The organism is Modestobacter italicus, assembly GCF_019799965.1.
GTDB lineage: Bacteria > Actinomycetota > Actinomycetes > Mycobacteriales > Geodermatophilaceae > Modestobacter > Modestobacter italicus_A.
This window is the reverse complement of the sequence record NZ_JABGCJ010000012.1, coordinates 26460-43451: the sequence shown is the minus strand read 5'-3', so window position 1 is coordinate 43451 and position 16992 is coordinate 26460. Positions and strand designations below refer to the sequence as shown.

At 73.9% G+C, this 16992-nt stretch carries 17 protein-coding genes and 1 pseudogene; 12 read left to right on the top strand and 6 right to left on the bottom strand.

Annotated elements, in window-relative coordinates; all coding sequences use genetic code 11:
• The 4 genes and pseudogenes from HLA93_RS20015 to HLA93_RS20000 form a co-directional block, all read left to right on the top strand.
• Window positions 1–352 (top strand): annotated as a pseudogene (locus HLA93_RS20015) (hypothetical protein); the annotation flags it as partial.
• Window positions 353–360: 8 nt separating this feature from the next.
• The gene (locus HLA93_RS20010) at window positions 361–1434 is read left to right on the top strand and encodes an ATP-dependent DNA ligase (protein ID WP_222196209.1); all 1074 of its coding nucleotides are present in this window, start codon (window positions 361–363) and stop codon (window positions 1432–1434) included.
• Between the two features lie 76 nt (window positions 1435–1510).
• On the top strand, window positions 1511–3070 hold the full coding sequence (locus HLA93_RS20005; RefSeq protein WP_222196208.1) for an alpha/beta hydrolase: 1560 nt from the start codon (window positions 1511–1513) through the stop codon (window positions 3068–3070).
• 82 nt (window positions 3071–3152) lie between these two features.
• Window positions 3153–4214 (top strand): DNA polymerase domain-containing protein, encoded by a 1062-nt coding sequence (locus HLA93_RS20000; protein WP_222196207.1) that lies wholly within the window; start codon window positions 3153–3155, stop codon window positions 4212–4214.
• A gap of 21 nt (window positions 4215–4235) precedes the next feature.
• Here the strand turns inward: HLA93_RS20000 and HLA93_RS22160 are convergent, their stop codons facing one another.
• Window positions 4236–4385 carry a hypothetical protein gene (locus HLA93_RS22160; RefSeq protein WP_222196206.1) on the bottom strand — a complete coding sequence of 50 codons (150 nt, stop codon included), beginning with the start codon at window positions 4383–4385 and terminating at the stop codon, window positions 4236–4238.
• 148 nt (window positions 4386–4533) lie between these two features.
• Between HLA93_RS22160 and HLA93_RS22155 the strand changes: the two genes are divergently transcribed.
• Genes HLA93_RS22155 through HLA93_RS19980 form a run of 3 tightly spaced genes read left to right on the top strand, consistent with a single transcriptional unit; the run spans window position 4534 to window position 6408 of the window.
• The gene (locus HLA93_RS22155) at window positions 4534–4869 is read left to right on the top strand and encodes an STAS domain-containing protein (RefSeq protein ID WP_222196205.1); all 336 of its coding nucleotides are present in this window, start codon (window positions 4534–4536) and stop codon (window positions 4867–4869) included.
• A gap of 28 nt (window positions 4870–4897) precedes the next feature.
• Entirely contained in the window at window positions 4898–5701 is an 804-nt protein-coding gene (locus HLA93_RS19985; RefSeq protein ID WP_222196204.1) for a GAF and ANTAR domain-containing protein, read from the top strand.
• A complete protein-coding gene (locus HLA93_RS19980; protein ID WP_222196203.1) occupies window positions 5698–6408 on the top strand; it encodes a GAF and ANTAR domain-containing protein in 711 nt (236 codons plus the stop codon). The genes HLA93_RS19985 and HLA93_RS19980 overlap by 4 nt, the downstream gene beginning before the upstream one ends.
• Here the strand turns inward: HLA93_RS19980 and HLA93_RS19975 are convergent.
• On the bottom strand, window positions 6383–7351 hold the full coding sequence (locus HLA93_RS19975; protein ID WP_222196202.1) for an EamA family transporter: 969 nt from the start codon (window positions 7349–7351) through the stop codon (window positions 6383–6385). The two genes, HLA93_RS19980 and HLA93_RS19975, sit on opposite strands and share 26 nt — an antisense overlap.
• Before the next feature lie 68 nt (window positions 7352–7419).
• On the opposite strand from HLA93_RS19975, the gene HLA93_RS19970 reads away from it, so the two are divergent.
• From HLA93_RS19970 to HLA93_RS19960, 3 genes are all read left to right on the top strand, one after another.
• Complete coding sequence (locus HLA93_RS19970) at window positions 7420–8274, top strand: LysR family transcriptional regulator (protein ID WP_222196201.1); 855 nt, start codon at window positions 7420–7422, stop codon at window positions 8272–8274.
• Window positions 8275–8401: 127 nt separating this feature from the next.
• Window positions 8402–8827 (top strand): hypothetical protein, encoded by a 426-nt coding sequence (locus HLA93_RS19965; RefSeq protein ID WP_222196200.1) that lies wholly within the window; start codon window positions 8402–8404, stop codon window positions 8825–8827.
• 196 nt (window positions 8828–9023) lie between these two features.
• On the top strand, window positions 9024–9227 hold the full coding sequence (locus HLA93_RS19960; RefSeq protein WP_014741881.1) for a cold-shock protein: 204 nt from the start codon (window positions 9024–9026) through the stop codon (window positions 9225–9227).
• A 113-nt stretch (window positions 9228–9340) separates the two neighbouring features.
• Here the strand turns inward: HLA93_RS19960 and HLA93_RS19955 are convergent, their stop codons facing one another.
• Window positions 9341–9799, bottom strand: a complete 459-nt coding sequence (locus HLA93_RS19955; protein WP_222196199.1) for a hypothetical protein — start codon at window positions 9797–9799, stop codon at window positions 9341–9343.
• A gap of 234 nt (window positions 9800–10033) precedes the next feature.
• Here HLA93_RS19955 and HLA93_RS19950 point away from each other — a divergent pair, with 234 nt between their 5' ends.
• Both HLA93_RS19950 and msrB read left to right on the top strand, forming a co-directional pair.
• Window positions 10034–13165 carry an ExeM/NucH family extracellular endonuclease gene (locus tag HLA93_RS19950; RefSeq protein WP_222196198.1) on the top strand — a complete coding sequence of 1044 codons (3132 nt, stop codon included), beginning with the start codon at window positions 10034–10036 and terminating at the stop codon, window positions 13163–13165.
• A 124-nt stretch (window positions 13166–13289) separates the two neighbouring features.
• Window positions 13290–13703 carry a peptide-methionine (R)-S-oxide reductase MsrB gene (msrB, locus tag HLA93_RS19945; protein ID WP_222196197.1) on the top strand — a complete coding sequence of 138 codons (414 nt, stop codon included), beginning with the start codon at window positions 13290–13292 and terminating at the stop codon, window positions 13701–13703.
• Window positions 13704–13777: 74 nt separating this feature from the next.
• Here msrB and hemQ read toward each other — a convergent pair whose 3' ends face one another.
• The 3 genes from hemQ to hemE all read right to left on the bottom strand — a co-directional run bounded on the left by hemQ (window position 13778) and on the right by hemE (window position 16982).
• Window positions 13778–14494, bottom strand: a complete 717-nt coding sequence (gene hemQ / locus HLA93_RS19940) for a hydrogen peroxide-dependent heme synthase (protein ID WP_222196196.1) — start codon at window positions 14492–14494, stop codon at window positions 13778–13780.
• A gap of 83 nt (window positions 14495–14577) precedes the next feature.
• Window positions 14578–15942: a protoporphyrinogen oxidase gene (gene hemG / locus HLA93_RS19935; protein WP_222196195.1), complete on the bottom strand. Its 1365-nt coding sequence runs from the start codon at window positions 15940–15942 to the stop codon at window positions 14578–14580.
• Window positions 15939–16982 carry a uroporphyrinogen decarboxylase gene (hemE, locus tag HLA93_RS19930; protein ID WP_222196194.1) on the bottom strand — a complete coding sequence of 348 codons (1044 nt, stop codon included), beginning with the start codon at window positions 16980–16982 and terminating at the stop codon, window positions 15939–15941. Before hemE ends, hemG begins: the two co-directional genes overlap by 4 nt.
• Window positions 16983–16992: the final 10 nt, after the last annotated feature.

The following is a 16992-nucleotide window of genomic DNA, read 5'->3' as shown; positions in this document are numbered from 1 at the left end:
CCACGCCACCGGCGGAGCCACCGACTGCACCAACCTCTGCTGCCTGTGCCGCTCCCACCACCGACTCAAGATCTTCGCCCCCGGCTGGCACTTCCGCCTCGACACCGACGGCACCCTGCACGTCACCACCCCCTCCGGCGTCACCCGCACCACCCGACCACCCGGCCTCCGAACACCGCAGCCAGCCCATCCGCCGAGCCCGACCCGCCGCCGGATGACGAGCCGCCGCCCTTCTAGCTCGGCGACGGCTCGACGCGCGGTCGTGGGCTGGCCTCCGCCGAGTCGACCCGGGGTCGATCAGCGGGTCCGCGGCGAGCTCGGTCACCGCGCGGACCAGCGCCGGGCTGCTTGACTACCGCCATGGACCTGCCCGTGAACCCCCCGGTCAAGCCGATGCTCGCCAAGCCCGCCGCCGCGCTGCCCACCGGTGAGGGCTGGTTCTACGAGCCGAAGTGGGACGGGTTCCGCTGCATCGTCTTCCGGGACGGCGACGAGGTGGAGCTGGGCAGCCGAAACGAGCGCCCGCTGACCCGCTACTTCCCCGACGTGGTCGAGGCGGTGAAGGCGCACCTGCCGGAGCGCTGCGTCGTCGACGGGGAGATCGTCGTCCCGCGCGGTGACCGGCTGGACTTCGAGTCCCTGCTGCAGCGGATCCACCCCGCGGCCTCCCGGGTGGCCAAGCTGGCCGCGGAGACGCCGGCGTCCTTCGTCGCGTTCGACCTGCTGGCCATCGGCGACGAGTCGCTGATGGCGACCCCCTACGCCGACCGCCAGGCCCGGTTGCGGGAGGCGCTGGCCGGGGTGCAGGCACCGGTGTACGTCTCCACCGTCACCTCCGACGCCGCGGTGGGCCGGCGCTGGTTCGACGAGTTCGAGGGCGCGGGCCTGGACGGCGTGATCGCCAAGCGCGGCGACCAGCCCTACGCCCCCGACCAGCGGCTGATGACCAAGGTCAAGCACGTCCGGACGGCGGACTGCGTGGTCGCCGGGTTCCGCTGGCACAAGAGCGGCCCGGTGGTCGGCTCGCTGCTGCTCGGTCTCTACGACGGCGACGGCAGCCTGCAGCACATCGGCGTCGCGGCGTCCTTCACGATGAAGCGCCGCGCCGAGCTGGTCGAGGAGCTGGCCCCCTACCGGGCCGAGGCGCTGGACGGCCACCCGTGGCAGGACTGGGCCAACGCGCAGACCGACGGCGAGGGCGAGCACCGGATGCCCGGCGCGACCAGCCGCTGGAACGCCGGCAAGGACCTGTCCTGGGTGCCGCTGCGCCCGGAGCTGGTGGTGGAGATCAAGTACGACCAGCTGGAGGGCAGCCGGCTGCGGCACACCGGTCACTTCCTGCGCTGGCGCACCGACCGGGACGCGCAGTCGTGCACCTACGACCAGCTCGAGGTGCCGGTGCGGTACGACCTGGCCGAGGTCCTAGGCGGGTGAGTCCCCGCCGCACTGAGCACTTCCTCACGCCCGCTCCGGCTGACGCGCACAGCTACGCCTCCTACCCTTGCTGATCATGACCGCGCACCGCCGCCTGGCCACCACCGCAGGGTCCCTGCTCGCCCTCACCCTCGCCGTGAGCGGCTGTACCTCCTCCGGCGACGCGGACGACGCGGCCAGCAGCTCGGCCCCGGAGACCACGGCGGCGCCCGAGGCCCAGCCGATCGACTGGACCGACTGCGACGCCGACATCGACCAGATCATCGCCGGCCGCCCCGGCTCTGAGCGCGACCTCGCCTTCTCCTGCGGGACGACGACGGTGCCGGTCAGCTACGACGACCCGGACGGCGGCACCCTGCAGCTGTTCCTGGTGCGGGCCACGCTGGCCGGGCAGACCGGCCGGGTCGGCTCGCTGCTGGTCAACCCCGGCGGCCCGGGCCAGTCGGCCACCGACGCCGCCATCCAGTCGGCGCTGACGCTGCCCACCGACGTGGTCAACCGCTTCGACATCGTCGGGGTCGACCCCCGCGGCGTCGGGTTGTCCACGCCGGTGGAGTGCATCTCCGACGCGGACAAGGACGAGCTGTTCGCCGCGGACCCGCGCGCCACCGAGGCGGCGGCGCTGGACGCCGCGTTCGCCCGGGTCGACGACGTGGCCGCCGGGTGCGCCGAGGAGTACGACGAGGCGCTGGGCGCCTTCAGCACGGTCGACAGCGCCCGGGACATGGACCTGGTGCGCCAGTCGCTGGGCGACGAGCAGCTGAACTACCTGGGGTACTCCTACGGCACCACGCTGGGCTCGACCTACGCCGAGCTGTTCCCCGAGCAGGTCCGGGCCATGGTGCTCGACGGCGCGGTCGACCCCGACGCCACCCTGCAGGAGGCCGCGGAGCTGCGCGCCCAGTCCTTCGAGGCCGCCTTCGACGCCTTCGCCGCCAACTGCGTCGGCCTGATCGGCGGCTGCCCGGTGGGCCCGGACCCGCGGGCCTTCGTCAACGAGCTGCTCACCCAGGCCGCCGCTGCCCCGATCGCCAGCTCCCGGGCCGGGGAGACGCGGCAGGCGACGCCGGGGTTGATCCTCAACGGCATCCGCTCGGCGCTGTACCAGCCCAGCGCCTGGCCGCAGCTGGCGCAGTCGCTGGCCGCCGCGCGCAACGGCGACGCCGCCGGCATCCTGACCCTCGCCGACACCTACACCGGTCGCAACGACGACGGCACCTACAGCAACGTGGTGGACGCGAACGTGACGATCACCTGCGCCGACACCGAGGAGCAGGTCAGCGCCGACCAGGTGCGCGAGCTGGTCACCAGCTGGGGCGCCACGTACCCGCTGTTCGGGGCCGACGCCGCGCTCAGCCTCTACACCTGCTCGGCCTGGGACTCCCCGCGCACCCCGCTGCCCGAGCGCGACGCCGCCGGCAGCGCCCCCATCCTGGTCGTCGGCACGCAGGGCGACCCGGTCACCCCGCTGCCCGGTGCCGTGGACATGGCCGAGGACCTGGAGAACGCGGTCCTGCTGACCTGGCAGGGCAGCGGGCACACCGCCTACCCGAAGAACGACTGCGTGACCGCGGCCGTGAACGCCTACCTGATCGACCTCGTCGTCCCCCAGGACGGGGTGACCTGCCCCGCCTGACCTTGCGCTGCTGACCGGCGGGCCCGAGGCTGGCCCGCCAGAGCACGCGCGACCCCGCGTGCCCCGACCCGGACGGAGCCCGATGGCCAGCAGCAAGGACGCCGTCGTCCTGGAGCTCGACGGGCACGAGGTGCGGGTGAGCAGCCCGGAGAAGCCGTACTTCGGGGACCTGGGCGTCCGCAAGATCGATGTCGTCGAGTACTTCGTCGCCGTCGGCGAGGGCATCCTGTTCGCGCTGCGGGACCGGCCGACCACGCTGGAGCGCTGGCCGGGCGGGGTCTTCGAGGGCGCCCGGATGTCCACCCGCGCCGACAACACCGGCGATGCGTTCTACCAGAAGCGGGTGCCCAAGAACGCCCCCGAGTGGGTGCCGACCGCGCACATCACCTTCCCCAGCGGCCGGACGGCGGACGAGATCGCCCCGGACTCGGTCGCCGTGGTCGCGTGGTGCGCCAACCTCGGCACGCTGACCTTCCACCCCTGGCCGGTGTCCAAGGGCGACGTCGAGTCCCCCGACCAGATCCGGATCGACCTCGACCCGCAGCCGGGCACCGACTTCTCCGACGCCGTCTGGGTGGCCCCGCACGTTCGGGAGCTGCTGCACGAGTTCGGCATGGAGGGGTGGCCGAAGACCTCCGGCGGCCGGGGCGTGCACGTCTACGTGCCGATCCAGCCGCGCTGGACCTTCCCCGAGGTGCGCCGGGCGGTGATCGCCTTCGGCCGCGAGCTGGAACGGCGCATCCCGGACCGGGTCACGATGAACTGGTGGAAGGAGGAGCGCGGCGAGAAGATCTTCATCGACTACAACCAGATGGCCCGGGACCGCACGATCGCCAGCGCCTACTCGATCCGGCCCAAGCCGCACGCGCCGGTGAGCGCCCCGGTCGACTGGGACGAGCTGCCCGACGTCTCGCCGTTCGACTTCGACGTGCGCACCATGCCCGCGCGCTTCCGCGAGGTGGGCGACAAGCACGCCGGGCTGGCCGACCACGCCTTCGACATCACCCCGCTGGTCGAGCTGGCCGACCGGCAGGAACGCGATCTCGGGCTGGGCGAGATGCCCTATCCCCCCGACTACCCGAAGATGCCCGGCGAGCCGATGCGGGTGCAGCCCAGCCGGGCGAAGAAGACACCCACACCCTGACCCCTGCTGCCCGGCCCTGCGTCACCCGACCTCGGACGAGGGCCCCAGCGCGCTGCCGGTCGACCGGGGCGTCGGTGCGACGCCGAGCGGCGGCGGTCGGGCGCACGGACCGGCCGCTGCCGTCTCCGGCAGCGCCACCGGATCCGGGGTGACCGCCAGGCCCTGCCCCACCGGCGCCCTCCGCTGTCCAACGCTGCCGGGCAGCCGAGCAGGCCCTTCCCGTCCTGGGACCGCCACGCTATGGTCGTGCGCAGAGTGCGAGCTCGGTCACCGGACCGAGCGGCCCCGGACCCGGCCTCTCTCTACCGTGAGGTCGGCCGTGACGAAGACGCAGTCCACCCCTCCCAGCTCGCCCCGGGTCCTGCTCACCGGCTGGACATCGCCCCTCCCCGGAGGCCGCGTCGACGTGGTGGTCCTCGGCGAGGTCGACTGGTGGAGCCAGCACGAACTGGCCGAGCTGATCACCGACGCCTGGACCGAGCACCCCGTGCGGCTGGTGATCGACCTGCAGGGTGTCACCTTCCTGAGCCTGTCGGCGCTGCGCGTCCTGGTCTCCGCCCGCAACCGTGCACGCACCCGGGACACCGTCTTCGAGGTGGTGTGTGCCGACAGCACCGTCCGGCGGACCCTGCGGCACCTGGACGACATCCCCTGAGCGGGGCCCGCTCGGCAGGCCAGACGCCGTGACCCCACCCGGGGCGGCCGACATCCTCGCCGGCCTCGCCGGTGCCGGACCGGTGACGACGTGGCCCGGCCACCTGGTGGACCGCTGCCGGACCGCCACGCTGGTCAGCGGGGTCGGTCTGGCCGTGATGAGCACGGCCACAGTGGGCAGCGTCCTCGCCGCGACCGACGGGCACGCCCAGGAGATGGAGGACCTGCAGTTCCTCCTCGGCGAGGGGCCCTGCACCGAGGCCATCACCTCCGGCCGCCCCGTGCTGGTGCCCGACCTGTCGCGGCAGGCCGATCGCCGGTGGCCTGCGTTCACCGCCGGCGCCACGGAACGCGGGGTGCTCGCCTCGTTCGCCTTCCCGCTGCAGGTCGGTGCCGTCGGCATCGGGGTGCTCGACCTCTACGACGGGAGCCGTGGCCCGCTGAGCGATCGTCAGTACGCCGCCGCACTCTCCTTCGCCGATGCGGCCACCGCGGTCCTCCTGCACCTCCAGTACGACCGGGTGGAGAGTGAGGACGGCGCGCGGACCCGGTCACCGGATCGCCTGCACCAGTCCGACCGGGTGGAGGTCGTGGACCGCCGGGCGGTCGTGCACCAGGCCGCCGGGATGATCTCCGTCCAGCTCGGGGTCGATCTCGCCACGGCGCTGCTGCGGCTGCGCGGCCACGCCTTCGGCGCCGACCGATCGGTGCTCGAGGTCGCCGGTGACGTGGTGGTGCGACGACTACGGTTCGACGACAGTGCCGCGGGCACCGTCCAGACGAGCCCCGGCACCGCTCCGGGCGCTCCCGACCCAGCCGAGGAGTCGTCGTGACGGCACGTGAGCTCTTGATCGCCGACACCTTCGTGGAGCTGGCCGGCACGCTGGTCGACGACTTCGACCTGATCGACTTCCTGCACGCCCTCGTCGAGCGGACCGTGGCGCTCGTCGACGCCGATGCGGGCGGCATCATGCTCGCCGACCAACGGGGCGGGCTGGAGGTGATGGCCGCCTCCACGCACGACACCCGGCTGGTCGAGCTCTTCGAGCTGCAGCACGACGAGGGCCCCTGCCTGGACGCCTTCCGGACAGGCGAGCAGGTCACCAAGGTCGACGAGGCGGCCATGCGCGGCGCCTGGCCGACCTTCACCGCGCGGCTGTCCGAGGCCGGGTTCGCCTCGGCCCAGGCGATCCCACTGCGGCTGCAGACCCAGGTGATCGGCGCCCTGAACGTCTTCCGGGTGGCTCCGGGGGCGCTCAGTGCCGCCGACATGAAGCTGGCCCGGGCGCTCGCCGACGTGGCGACCGTCGCGATCGTGCAGCAGCGTGTCCTCGACGCACGTGAGCAGCTGGCCGAGCAGCTGCAGGAGGCGCTGACCAGCCGGATCCGGGTCGAGCAGGCCAAGGGCATCCTGGCCGAGCGGTCCGGGGTCGGGGTGGACGCGGCCTTCACGCTGATGCGCACCCACGCTCGCCGCAGCGGGCTCCCGCTCCGGCAGGTGGTCGATGCCGTGATCAGCGGCGCCGTCCTGAACCTCTGACCCGGCGGCCCGAGCGGTCGAGGCGCTGGGGCCTGCGGCGGGCCAGCAGCTGGCTGACCACGTTGGCGCTGACGATCGCGGCGATGGCGAGCCAGGACTCCCAGGGCAGCGTCTGCCTCAGGACGACCAGGCCGACGACCGCGGCGAGCACCGGGTTGACGCTCATGAACAGGCCGTACGTCCCGGCAGGCACCCGGCGCAGCGCGACGAGGTCGACCAGCAGCGTCACCGCTGAGGCCAGCACGCCGGCTGTCACCGCGAGTCCCACGGTCTGCGGCGAGGGCGGGTGCCGCACCAGCACGGTGACCCCGATCGGCAGGAAGGCCAGCGCGGACACCGCTGCCGCGGTGGCCGGGCCGGTGCCGCCGGGGACCCGGACCCCCAGCTCCCGGTTGACCAGGATGTAGGCCGCCCAGCAGCCGGCGGCCAGGATCCCCAGGGCGATGCCGGTCCGGTCGGTGGTCGGCTGCGGCCGGCTGAGCACCACCACCCCGGCGAGCGCGATCAGCGCACACCCCAGGTCGCCCCGGCGGCGGGAGGCGGCCAGCGCGACCGCCAGCGGGCCGAGGAACTCCAGCGTCACGGCCAGACCCAGCCCGATCCGGTGGACCGCGGCGTACAGCGACAGGTTCATGGTCGAGGACACGACCGCCAGCAGCAGCACCGGCCGCCACTGGGCGGCGGTCAGCCGCCACGGCCGCGGCCGGACGACGACGGACAGCACCGCTCCGGCGACCCACTGCCGCACGGCCACCACGCCGAGGGCACCGATCGCCGGGAAGGCCAGCGCGCCGACGGCCGCCCCGACCTGGCTGGAGAGCGCGCTGCCCAGCATCAGCGCCACCCCGACCCCGGCTCCGGCGGCCACCACCGGCACCGCGGGTCGCTCCCCTGCCGGGGACAGCGGCGTCACGGGCTGGTGGAGCGGCGAGGTGGTCGGCACGTCTCGACCCTGACCCGCGAACCTGGATGCGCAAAATGCAATGTCCGGCTCATGCATACGCTCCATGTATGAGCTTCGAGCTGCGCCACCTGCGGTGCCTGGTCGCCATCGTGGACGCCGGCACGCTCACCGACGCCGCCATCGCCCTCGGGGTCTCCCAGGCCGCGGTCTCCCGCACGCTGGCCGCGCTGGAGGGCGAGCTGGGCGCCCGCCTGCTCCGCCGCACGGCACGCGAGGTGTCCCTGACCGCGACCGGGCAGCGCGTGCTGCCCCGCGCCCGCAAGCTGCTGGCCGAGGCCGACCAGCTCGTGGCCGAGGCAGCCGGCCGGGCGACGCGGCTGCGGATCGGGCACGCGTGGTCGGCGATGGGCCGGCACACCCTGGACTTCCAGCGCCGCTGGGCCGCCCAGCACCCGGAGACCGAGCTGCAACTGGTGCGCACCAACTCCCCCACCGCCGGCCTGGCCGAGGGCGCCTGCGACCTGGCCGTCGTCCGGCTCACCCCGGACCCGCGGCGGTTCGACAGCGCGCTGGTCGGGGTGGAACGGCGGCTGTGCGCCGTGGCGGCCGACGACCCGTGGGCGCGCCGCCGGTCGGTGCGGATGGCCGACCTGGTCGGACGGACGCTGCTGGTCGACCGACGGACCGGGACGACGACCCCCGAGCTGTGGCCGGAGGGCGCTCGCCCGGTGGTCGAGCACACGCAGGACGTCGACGACTGGCTGACGGTGATCGCCACCGGGCGCTGCGTGGGCGTCACCGCGGAGAGCACCGCCGCCCAGTACCGCCGCCCCGGTGTCGCCTACCGGCCGATCCGGGACGCCGAGCCGGTCGCCGTCCGGCTGGCCTGGTGGCGGGACGACCCGCACCCGGCGTCGGCCGCCGCCACCACCCTGCTCACCGAGCTGTACCAGCGCGGCTGACCCAGCGGCTCACCCGTTGGGGTGGCCCCGCACCGCACAGCCGGCGCCCAGGCTCGGGTGGAGAGCAGCACCTGTCGTTGGGGAACCGTTCGATCGGGTCCACGGCAGCAGGCGGAGGAGCAGGGTCATGCGGGTCGCGCTCTTGGTGTACGGCGCGGTGTACGTCGTCATCGAGATCGTCGGGTACCAGCTGGAGCAGGTCAGCTGGCCGGAGATCACGCCGCTGGACGTGGCCACCGCGCTCGCCGATGCGTTCCTCACCGTCGCCGTCCTGGTCGCCGTGCTGGTGGCCGGTGACTTACTGGGCCACCGCTGGCGTCGTCACCTGCAGGCCACCCGGCTGGAGCAGGCACGGCTGGCCGCTGAGCAGTGGGCCGCGCCGGCGACGATCACCGTCCCGTCGTGGCGGCCGGGTCCCCGGGGCCGGGAGCCGCTCGCGCTGCCGGCGGCGCGGGTCGCCGGGCCGCCCGCCGGACACCCCTACGCCGGCGCCGGCCACGCCACGCGGACCTGGCCCGGGGACGCCGGGGACCCGCCCGGACGACTGCTCTGACCCCTCCGGACCGACTGCTCTGACCCCTCCGGACCGACCGCCCTGACCCCTCCGGCCGGAGCCGATCGGGCGCGCCCGGCGATCTTCTGGAGCCCGAGTTGCCCACGAACGCCTCCGAGCCGCTAGGGTTCTCTTCGTCGGGAAGGCCCTGCGCTCTGGCAGGACCCCGACGCACGACCTCAGCTAGGAGCGAGCAATGCCCGAAGGAACAGTGAAGTGGTTCAACGCGGAGAAGGGGTTTGGCTTCGCCACCCCGGACGGCGGCGGCCCGGACGTCTTCGTCCACTACTCGGCCATCCAGACCAGCGGGTACCGCTCGCTCGATGAGGGCCAGCGCATCTCGTTCGACATCGAGCAGGGCCAGAAGGGCCCGCAGGCGGCGAACGTCAACCCGGTCTGATCTCCCGGACCGAGGTGCTGAACGCAGCCCTTTGAACCACCGACAGTGCCCCCGCCCGGGAAACCGGACGGGGGCACTGTCGCGTTCGGCGGCGGTGCCCGGCGAGCGGCGCCTCAGCGGGCGCGCGGGACGTAGCCGCCGATCAGCGCGGACATCAGCAGTGCGCCGTCGTCCGGGCCCACGGCGACCGCGGCGTCGGCGAAGGCCCGCCAACGGTCCCGCTCGACGTCGGTCATCGCGCCGGCAGCCCGGGCCTGTGCCTGCTCCACCAGCCGTTCCCACTCGCTCTGCGGGGTCGGCCACAGCCCGGTCAGCCGGCGGGCCTCTCCGGACACCGCGGTGAACCGGACGATCTCACCGGCGTGGTTGGTGAGCGCCTCGGCGTAGCCGGCAGTGACCAGGGCGTTGGCCGCCGACACCACCTGCGGCTTGGGCAGGCCACTGGCCGGCACCACCGCCCCCAGGTAGGGCGCACTGCCGTGCGGCGGTTCGTCGATCAGCCGGACGATCGCCCGCAGGACGGGGAGGTCGCGGGTGAACCAGGTGTCGGCCAGGGGCTGCGGGGTGCTCATGGGTCCTCTCGGCGGACGGCGGCACCACCGGACGCGGCGCCGCGACCACGGTACGAGGCCCCTCACCGGACCGGGCACCCGCACGCCGCCCACCCGACACGCCGGGTCACCGGAGAGTTCTTAGCAGCGCGTAGTTCGTTACCGGATGTTCATCGGTGGTCGCTCAGGGCACTGACAGGATCGGGGGGTCCGACCGCCCCTGACCGGTCAGCGCCCGACCGTCCGAGGAGTCCCGTGTCCCTCCCCAGAACCCCCCGCTCCGCCGTCCTCGGCCTGACCGTCGGGGCACTGACCGCCGGCGGGCTGGCCGTGGCGGCACCCGCGCAGGCGGCCCCCGCCGACGCCCGGATCACCGAGGTCCACTACGACAACGCCGGCACCGACAGCGGCGAGGCGATCGAGGTCGCCGCACCGGCCGGCACCGACCTCGTCGGCCTGCAGGTGGTGCTCTACAACGGCAACAACAGCGCCGCCTACGGCACCCGGACCATCGCCGCGTCGGACGTCACCCCCCAGGCCGACGGCACCCCGGTCGCCGTGCTCACCTATCCGGCCAACGGCATCCAGAACGGTGCCCCGGACGGCGTCGCCCTGGCCACCGCCGACGGCACGCTGATCGAGTTCCTCAGCTACGAGGGCACCATGACCGCCGCGGACGGCGTCGCTGCGGGGACGACCGCCACCGACATCGGCGTGGCCGAGACCGGCACCGAGGACCCCGGTCAGTCGCTGCAGCGGGTGGACGAGGACTCCTGGACCGGCCCCGCGGCCAGCACGTTCGGTGTCACCGACCTCTTCGGCACCGGCGACCAGCCCGACCCCGAGCCCGACCCGGACCCCTCCCCCGAGCCGGACCCCACGCCGACCGGCACCGCCGAGCTCACCGAGATCCACTACGACAACGGCGGCACCGACAGCGGCGAGGCGATCGAGGTGACCGCCGACGGCCCCATCGCCGCCGGCGCCTACACCGTCGTGCTCTACAACGGCAGCAACGGCGCCACGTACGACACCGACCCGGTGCCGGCCAGCGAGACCGGCATCTCCGTGGTGACGTACCCGTCCAACGGTCTGCAGAACGGCGCGCCCGACGCGTTCGCACTGGTCGACGCCGATGGCGCGGTCGTGGAGTTCCTGAGCTACGAGGGCACGCTGACGGCCACGAACGGTCCAGCGGCCGGCACGACGAGCACCGACATCGGGGTGGCCGAGGCCGGCACCGAGGACGCCGGGCAGTCGTTGCAGCGCACCCCGGGCGAGGACACCTGGTTCGGCCCGGCAGCCAGCACGTTCGGCGCAGCCAACACCCCCGGCAACGGCGGGACCCCCGGCGGCGGCGAGCTGCCGGTCGGGGAGTCCTGCGACGCCACCGTGGTGACCATCGGCTCGGTGCAGGGCCCCGGCGCCGCCAGCCCGGTCCAGGGTCAGACGGTGACCGTGCGCGGCACCGTCGTCGGCGACCTGCAGGACGGCGGCCTGGACGGCGTGCACGTGCAGGACGCCGGGGACGGCGACCCGGCCACCTCCGACGGGGTCTTCGTCTACGGCGAGCAGCTGCCGGCCCTGGACCTCGGCGACACGGTCACCGTCACCGGCACCGTCTCCGAGTTCTACGAGGCCACCCAGATCACCGCCACCGCGGTGACCGACTGCGGCCCCGGTGAGCTGCCGGCGGCGACCCCGCTGCCGCTGCCCTCGACCGATGCCCAGCGCGAGGCGCTGGAAAGCATGCTGGTCGAGCCCGCCGACGACCTGACCGTCACCGAGGTCTACAACCTGAACCGGTACGGCGAGGTCGTGCTGGCCGCCGGTGGCCGGCTGGTCTCCCCCACCGAGGCAGCCGAGCCCGGCCCGGCCTCGACCGCGGTGCAGGAGAGCAACGAGGCCCGGTCGGTGATCGTCGACGACGGCCGCTCGACCAGCTTCGGCTCGACCGGTGAGGCCCCGCCGTACCTGACCGCCGACGACCCGGTGCGGGTCGGCGACGGCGCGCTCATCGACCAGCCGGTGGTGCTCAGCTACGGCTTCGACGAGTGGCGGCTGCAGCCCTCCGACGGCACCGCCGAGGGGACGAGCTTCCCCGAGCGCAACCCTCGGACGGCGGCTCCCGAGGAGGTCCGCGGTGACCTGCGGATCGCCGACTTCAACGTGCTGAACTACTTCATCCGCACCCCGGACGAGGTCGGCAGCGGCGTCCTCGAACCCCGCGGGGCCACCAGTGAGTCGGAGTTCCAGCAGCAGGAGGCCAAGATCGTCGCCGCCATGGCGGCGATGGACGCGGACGTCTTCACGCTGCACGAGATCGAGAACTCGGCGCTGTACTCCACCAACGAGTACGAGGCGGTGGAGACGCTGATCGCCGCGCTCGAGGAGGTCGACGGCCACGACTGGGACCACGTGCGGGCCCGGGAGGACACCGACGCCATCACCAACGCGATCATCTTCCGCACCGACCGGGTGAGCCCGGTCGGTGCCCCGACGACCCCGACCGGCGACGAGGCTGCCGCCGTGTTCGCCAACGCACGGACGCCGATCGCGCAGACGTTCGACTTCCAGGGCGAGGTCTTCTCGGTCATCGCCAACCACTTCAAGTCCAAGGGCAGCAGCTGCGGCGCCGACAGCGACGACACGTCCGTGGGTGGCCAGGGGAACTGCAACGGCGACCGGGTGGCCCAGGCCGAGGTGCTGGTGGACTTCGCCGGCCAGGTGGCAGCGGCGAGCGGCGACACCGACGTGCTGCTGACCGGTGACTTCAACAGCTACCGGAACGAGGACCCGCTCGACGTCGTCCGCGCGGCCGGCTACCAGGAGGTCCGCGAGGACGGCGAGTACAGCTACGTCTTCGACGGCGCCGCGGGCTCGCTCGACCACGTCTTCGCGACTCCGTCGCTGTTCCCGAAGATCACCGGGCACGACATCTGGGAGATCAACGCCGAGGAGTCCTTCGCCTACCAGTACGCCGGGTACGAGCCGTTCTTCTCCGCGGACCCGTACCGGTCCAGCGACCACAACCCGACCCTGATCGGCATCACGCCGGCCGAGACCGACGTGCCGGCCCAGGCGACGATCAGCGACCCGCGGCCCTACCGCGGGGAGCGGATCACCGTCACCGGCACCGGGTTCGAGCCGGGTGAGCGGGTGACGGCCTCGCTGCCCTCGCGCAACCGCGGGCAGCTGGGCAGCGCCGTGGCCGACTCCGAGGGCACCGTCACCATCCGGTTCACCGTCCCGGTGCTGCTGCCGACCGGCGACCAGGAGGTGCTGCTGCGGGGCACGTCGGGCGAGACGGCCAGCACCGGGTTCGAGCTCCGCTCGGTGCTGCAGGAGCTGCTGGACCGGCTGATCGGCTGGTGGCACCGCGGCTGACCCCACCCTGGGCAGTCCGGCGGTGACACCCTGCTGACCAGGCACGACGGCCCCGTCGCCCACTCGGGCGACGGGGCCGTCCCCGTCCCCGGCACGGGTGGCGGAGCCGCCGTACGGTGGGTCCATGACCACATCCGCCCACCAGCCCCAGGTCGTCAAGAGCGACGAGGAGTGGCGCGCCCAGCTGTCCCCCGAGGAGTACGCCGTGCTCCGCCAGGCGGGCACCGAGCGGCCGTGGACCGGCGAGTACGTCGACACCACGACGGTCGGCACCTACTCGTGCCGGGCGTGCGGCGCCGAGCTCTTCCGCTCCGAGACCAAGTTCGACTCGCACTGCGGCTGGCCGTCCTTCTACGAGCCCTCGGCCAAGGACAACGTCGTGCTCCGTGACGACACCACACACGGCATGCTCCGCACCGAGGTGCTCTGCGGCAGCTGCCACAGCCACCTGGGCCACGTCTTCGCCGACGCCCCCCAGACCCCGACCGGCGACCGCTACTGCATCAACTCGGTCAGCATCGCCCTCGACGAGGCCTGAGCACCCCGCACGCCGTACCGCTGAACGCCCGTGGCCCAGGACCTCACGGCCCTGGGCCACGGGCGTTCAGTGCCTCACGGCAGGTCGGCGACCAGCTCGGCGACCTGCTTGCGGGTGCCGGTGTAGAACGGCACCTCCTCGCGCACGTGCCGGCGAGCGCGGCTGGCCCGCAGGTCGCGCATCAGGTCGACGATGCGGTGCAGCTCATCGGCCTCGAAGGCGAGCATCCACTCGTAGTCGCCCAGGCCGAAGGAGGAGACGGTGTTGGCCCGCACGTCGGGGTAGGGCCGGGCCTGCATGCCGTGCTCCTTGAGCATGTCCCGCCGCTCCTCCTCGGGCAGCAGGTACCACTCGTAGGAGCGCACGAAGGGGTAGACGCAGACGAAGCGGCGCGGCTCCTCCTCGGCGAGGAACGCCGGGATGTGGCTGCGGTTGAACTCGGCGGGGCGGTGCAGCGCCATCTGCGACCACACCGGCTCGAGGTGCCGGCCCAGCGCGGTGCGGCGGAACCGGCCGTAGGCCTCCTGCAGCGCCTCGGGGGTCTCGGCGTGCCACCAGATCATCAAGTCGGCGTCGGCACGCAGGCCGGCGACGTCGTAGACGCCGCGGACGACGACGTCCTTGCCGGCGAGCTCCTCGAACAGCGCGGTGACCTCGTCGGCGGCCGCGGCCCGCTGGTCGTCGCCGAGCGGGCGGGCAAGCTTGAACACCGACCACATCGTGTAGCGGATCTGGGCGTTCAGCTCGTTCGCCCGCTTGCCGATGCTGCGCTCTCCGGTCTGCTCGCTCATGCCCTCATTGTCGCTCGCCACCGGCGGCGCCCGTCAGGGACGTCCGTCCACTGCTCGCGTGACGCCGCGCACGTGCGGCCGGCTCAGCCCAGCGAGGCGACGGCCTGGCGGGCGTCCCGGATGCGGGCCGGGACGCCGACCCCGCCGTAGGCCGCGCCGGCGACGGCGAGGCCGGGGACGGCGGCCACCGCCGACCGCACCGCGGCGACCCGCTGCGGGTGGCCGACCAGGTACTGCGGCAGCCCGTCGACCCAGCGCACCAGCTCGGTCTGCACCGGCTGCGGGCGCTCCAGCTCCAGCAGCTCGGCGACGTCGGCGACCACCGCAGCCGTGAGGTCCTCGTCGCCGCGCTGCAGGGCCGCGGCGTCGCCGAAGCGGCCCACCGAGGAGCGCACCCGCAGCGCGCCGCCCAGGTGCGGCCACTTGGACGAGGAGACGGTGACGCCCTTGACCAGCCGGCCGGTGACCGGCGGCACCAGCAGCCCCGAGCCGGCGGCGACCGGCTGCTCGGGGAACGCCATCGCCACGACGGCCATCGAGGCGTACGGGATGCCCCGAAGCGGCTCGACCGCATCGGGGGCCACGTCGGCGAGCAGCGCGGCGGTGGGCCCGGCCGGGGTGGCGAGCACGACGGCGTCCGCGGTGAGGGTCGCGCCCCCGGCGACGTCCAGCTCGAAGCCGCCGCCCGCGCGGCGCAGCGACGTGACCCGGGTGCGCAGCCGGACGTCGGCGCCGGTGGCCTGCACGAGGGCGGCGGGCAGCGAGCCGATGCCCTCGCGCACCGTGACGAACACCGGGCCGTCGGCGTCACCGCGGCTGCGGGCACCGGCGTCGCGGGCGGCGAGGGCGGCGCCGAGCAGCGTCGTCACGGCGGGCAGCTGGGCGGCGAGCGCGGGCATGGTGGCCGCCAGCGAGAGGTCGTCGGGGCGGCCGGCGTAGACCCCGCCGAGCAGTGGCTCGACGAGCCGGTCGACCACCTCGTCGCCGAGCCGCTCGCGCAGCAGGCCGCCCACCGAGACGTCGCCGTCCAGCCGGAGCGGCGGCAGGTCGGCCTCGGCGCGGACCCGCTCGACCCCCGCGGGGGTGAGCACGCCGTCCAGCCCGTCGGCCGACGTCGGGACGCCCTGCAGCGTCCCGGCCGGCAGCGGGAACCGCCCCTCGGGCAGCACGATCGCGGCCTGGGTGGTCTGCGCGGGCACCAGCTGGTCGGCCAGGCCGAGGGCCTCGATCAGCTGCACGGCCTCGGGGACCCGCGCGAGCACCGCCTCGGGGCCGGTGTCGTACCAGCGGCCGGCGAGGTCGACGCGGTCCAGCTTGCCGCCGACCCGGTCGCCGGCCTCCAGGACGACGACCTCGCCGTCGGGGTGGGTGCGGCGCCACTGCCAGGCGGCGGTGAGCCCGGTGATCCCGGCGCCGACGACGACCAGCCGGCGGGTGGCGGCGGTCACCGGGCGGTCAGCTCGTGGACCAGCTCCACGACGTGGGTCAGGGCACCGGGGTCGGTGTCCGGCAGGACGCCGTGGCCGAGGTTGAACACGTGCCCGCGGGCCGCGCGGCCCTGCTCGACCACCCGGCGCACCTCGCGGTCGACGGTCTCCCGGTCGGCCAGCAGCACGGCGGGGTCGAGGTTGCCCTGCAGCGAGTACCCCGGCCCGACCCGGCGGGCCGCCTCGTCCAGCGGCACCCGCCAGTCGACGCCGACGACGTCCACGCCGGCGTCGCCGATGAGCGGCAGCAGCTCACCGGTGCCGACGCCGAAGTGGATCTTGGGCACCTCCGGGGCGGCCAGCCCGTCGAAGACCGCGCGCGAGTGCGGCAGCACCCGGGTCGCGTAGTCGACCGGGGAGAGCACGCCGGCCCAGCTGTCGAACAGCTGGACCGCGCTGACGCCGGCGTCCACCTGGGCGCGCAGGAACGTCGCCGCCGAGACCGCCAGGCGCTCGAGCAGGCGCTGCCAGGCGGCCGGCTCGGCGTACATGAAGGCCTTGGTGCGGGCGTGCTCCTTGGAGGGGCCGCCCTCGATCAGGTACGTGGCCAGGGTGAACGGCGCCCCGGCGAAGCCGATCAGCGGTGTCGCGCCCAGCTCCGCCACCAGCCGGCGGACGGCGGTGGCCAGGAACTCCAGCCGGTCGGGCTCCAGGGCGGGGAGCGCGTCGACGTCGGCGACGCTGCGGATCGGCGAGGCGATCACCGGGCCGATGCCGGGCTTGATCTCGATGTCGACCCCGGCGACCACCAGGGGCAGCACGATGTCGGAGAAGAGGATGGCGGCGTCCACCCCGTGCCGGCGGACCGGCTGCAGGGTGATCTCGGTGACCAGGTCGGGGTCCTGGCAGGCCTCCAGCATCGCGGTGCCGGCGCGGAGTGCCCGGTACTCCGGCAGCGAGCGACCGGCCTGGCGCATGAACCACACCGGCGTGCGTGAGACCGGCAGGCCACGGGCCGCCCGGACGAGATCGGAGTCGGCCGGTCCTGCTGCTGTTCCCACGGACGCCGAT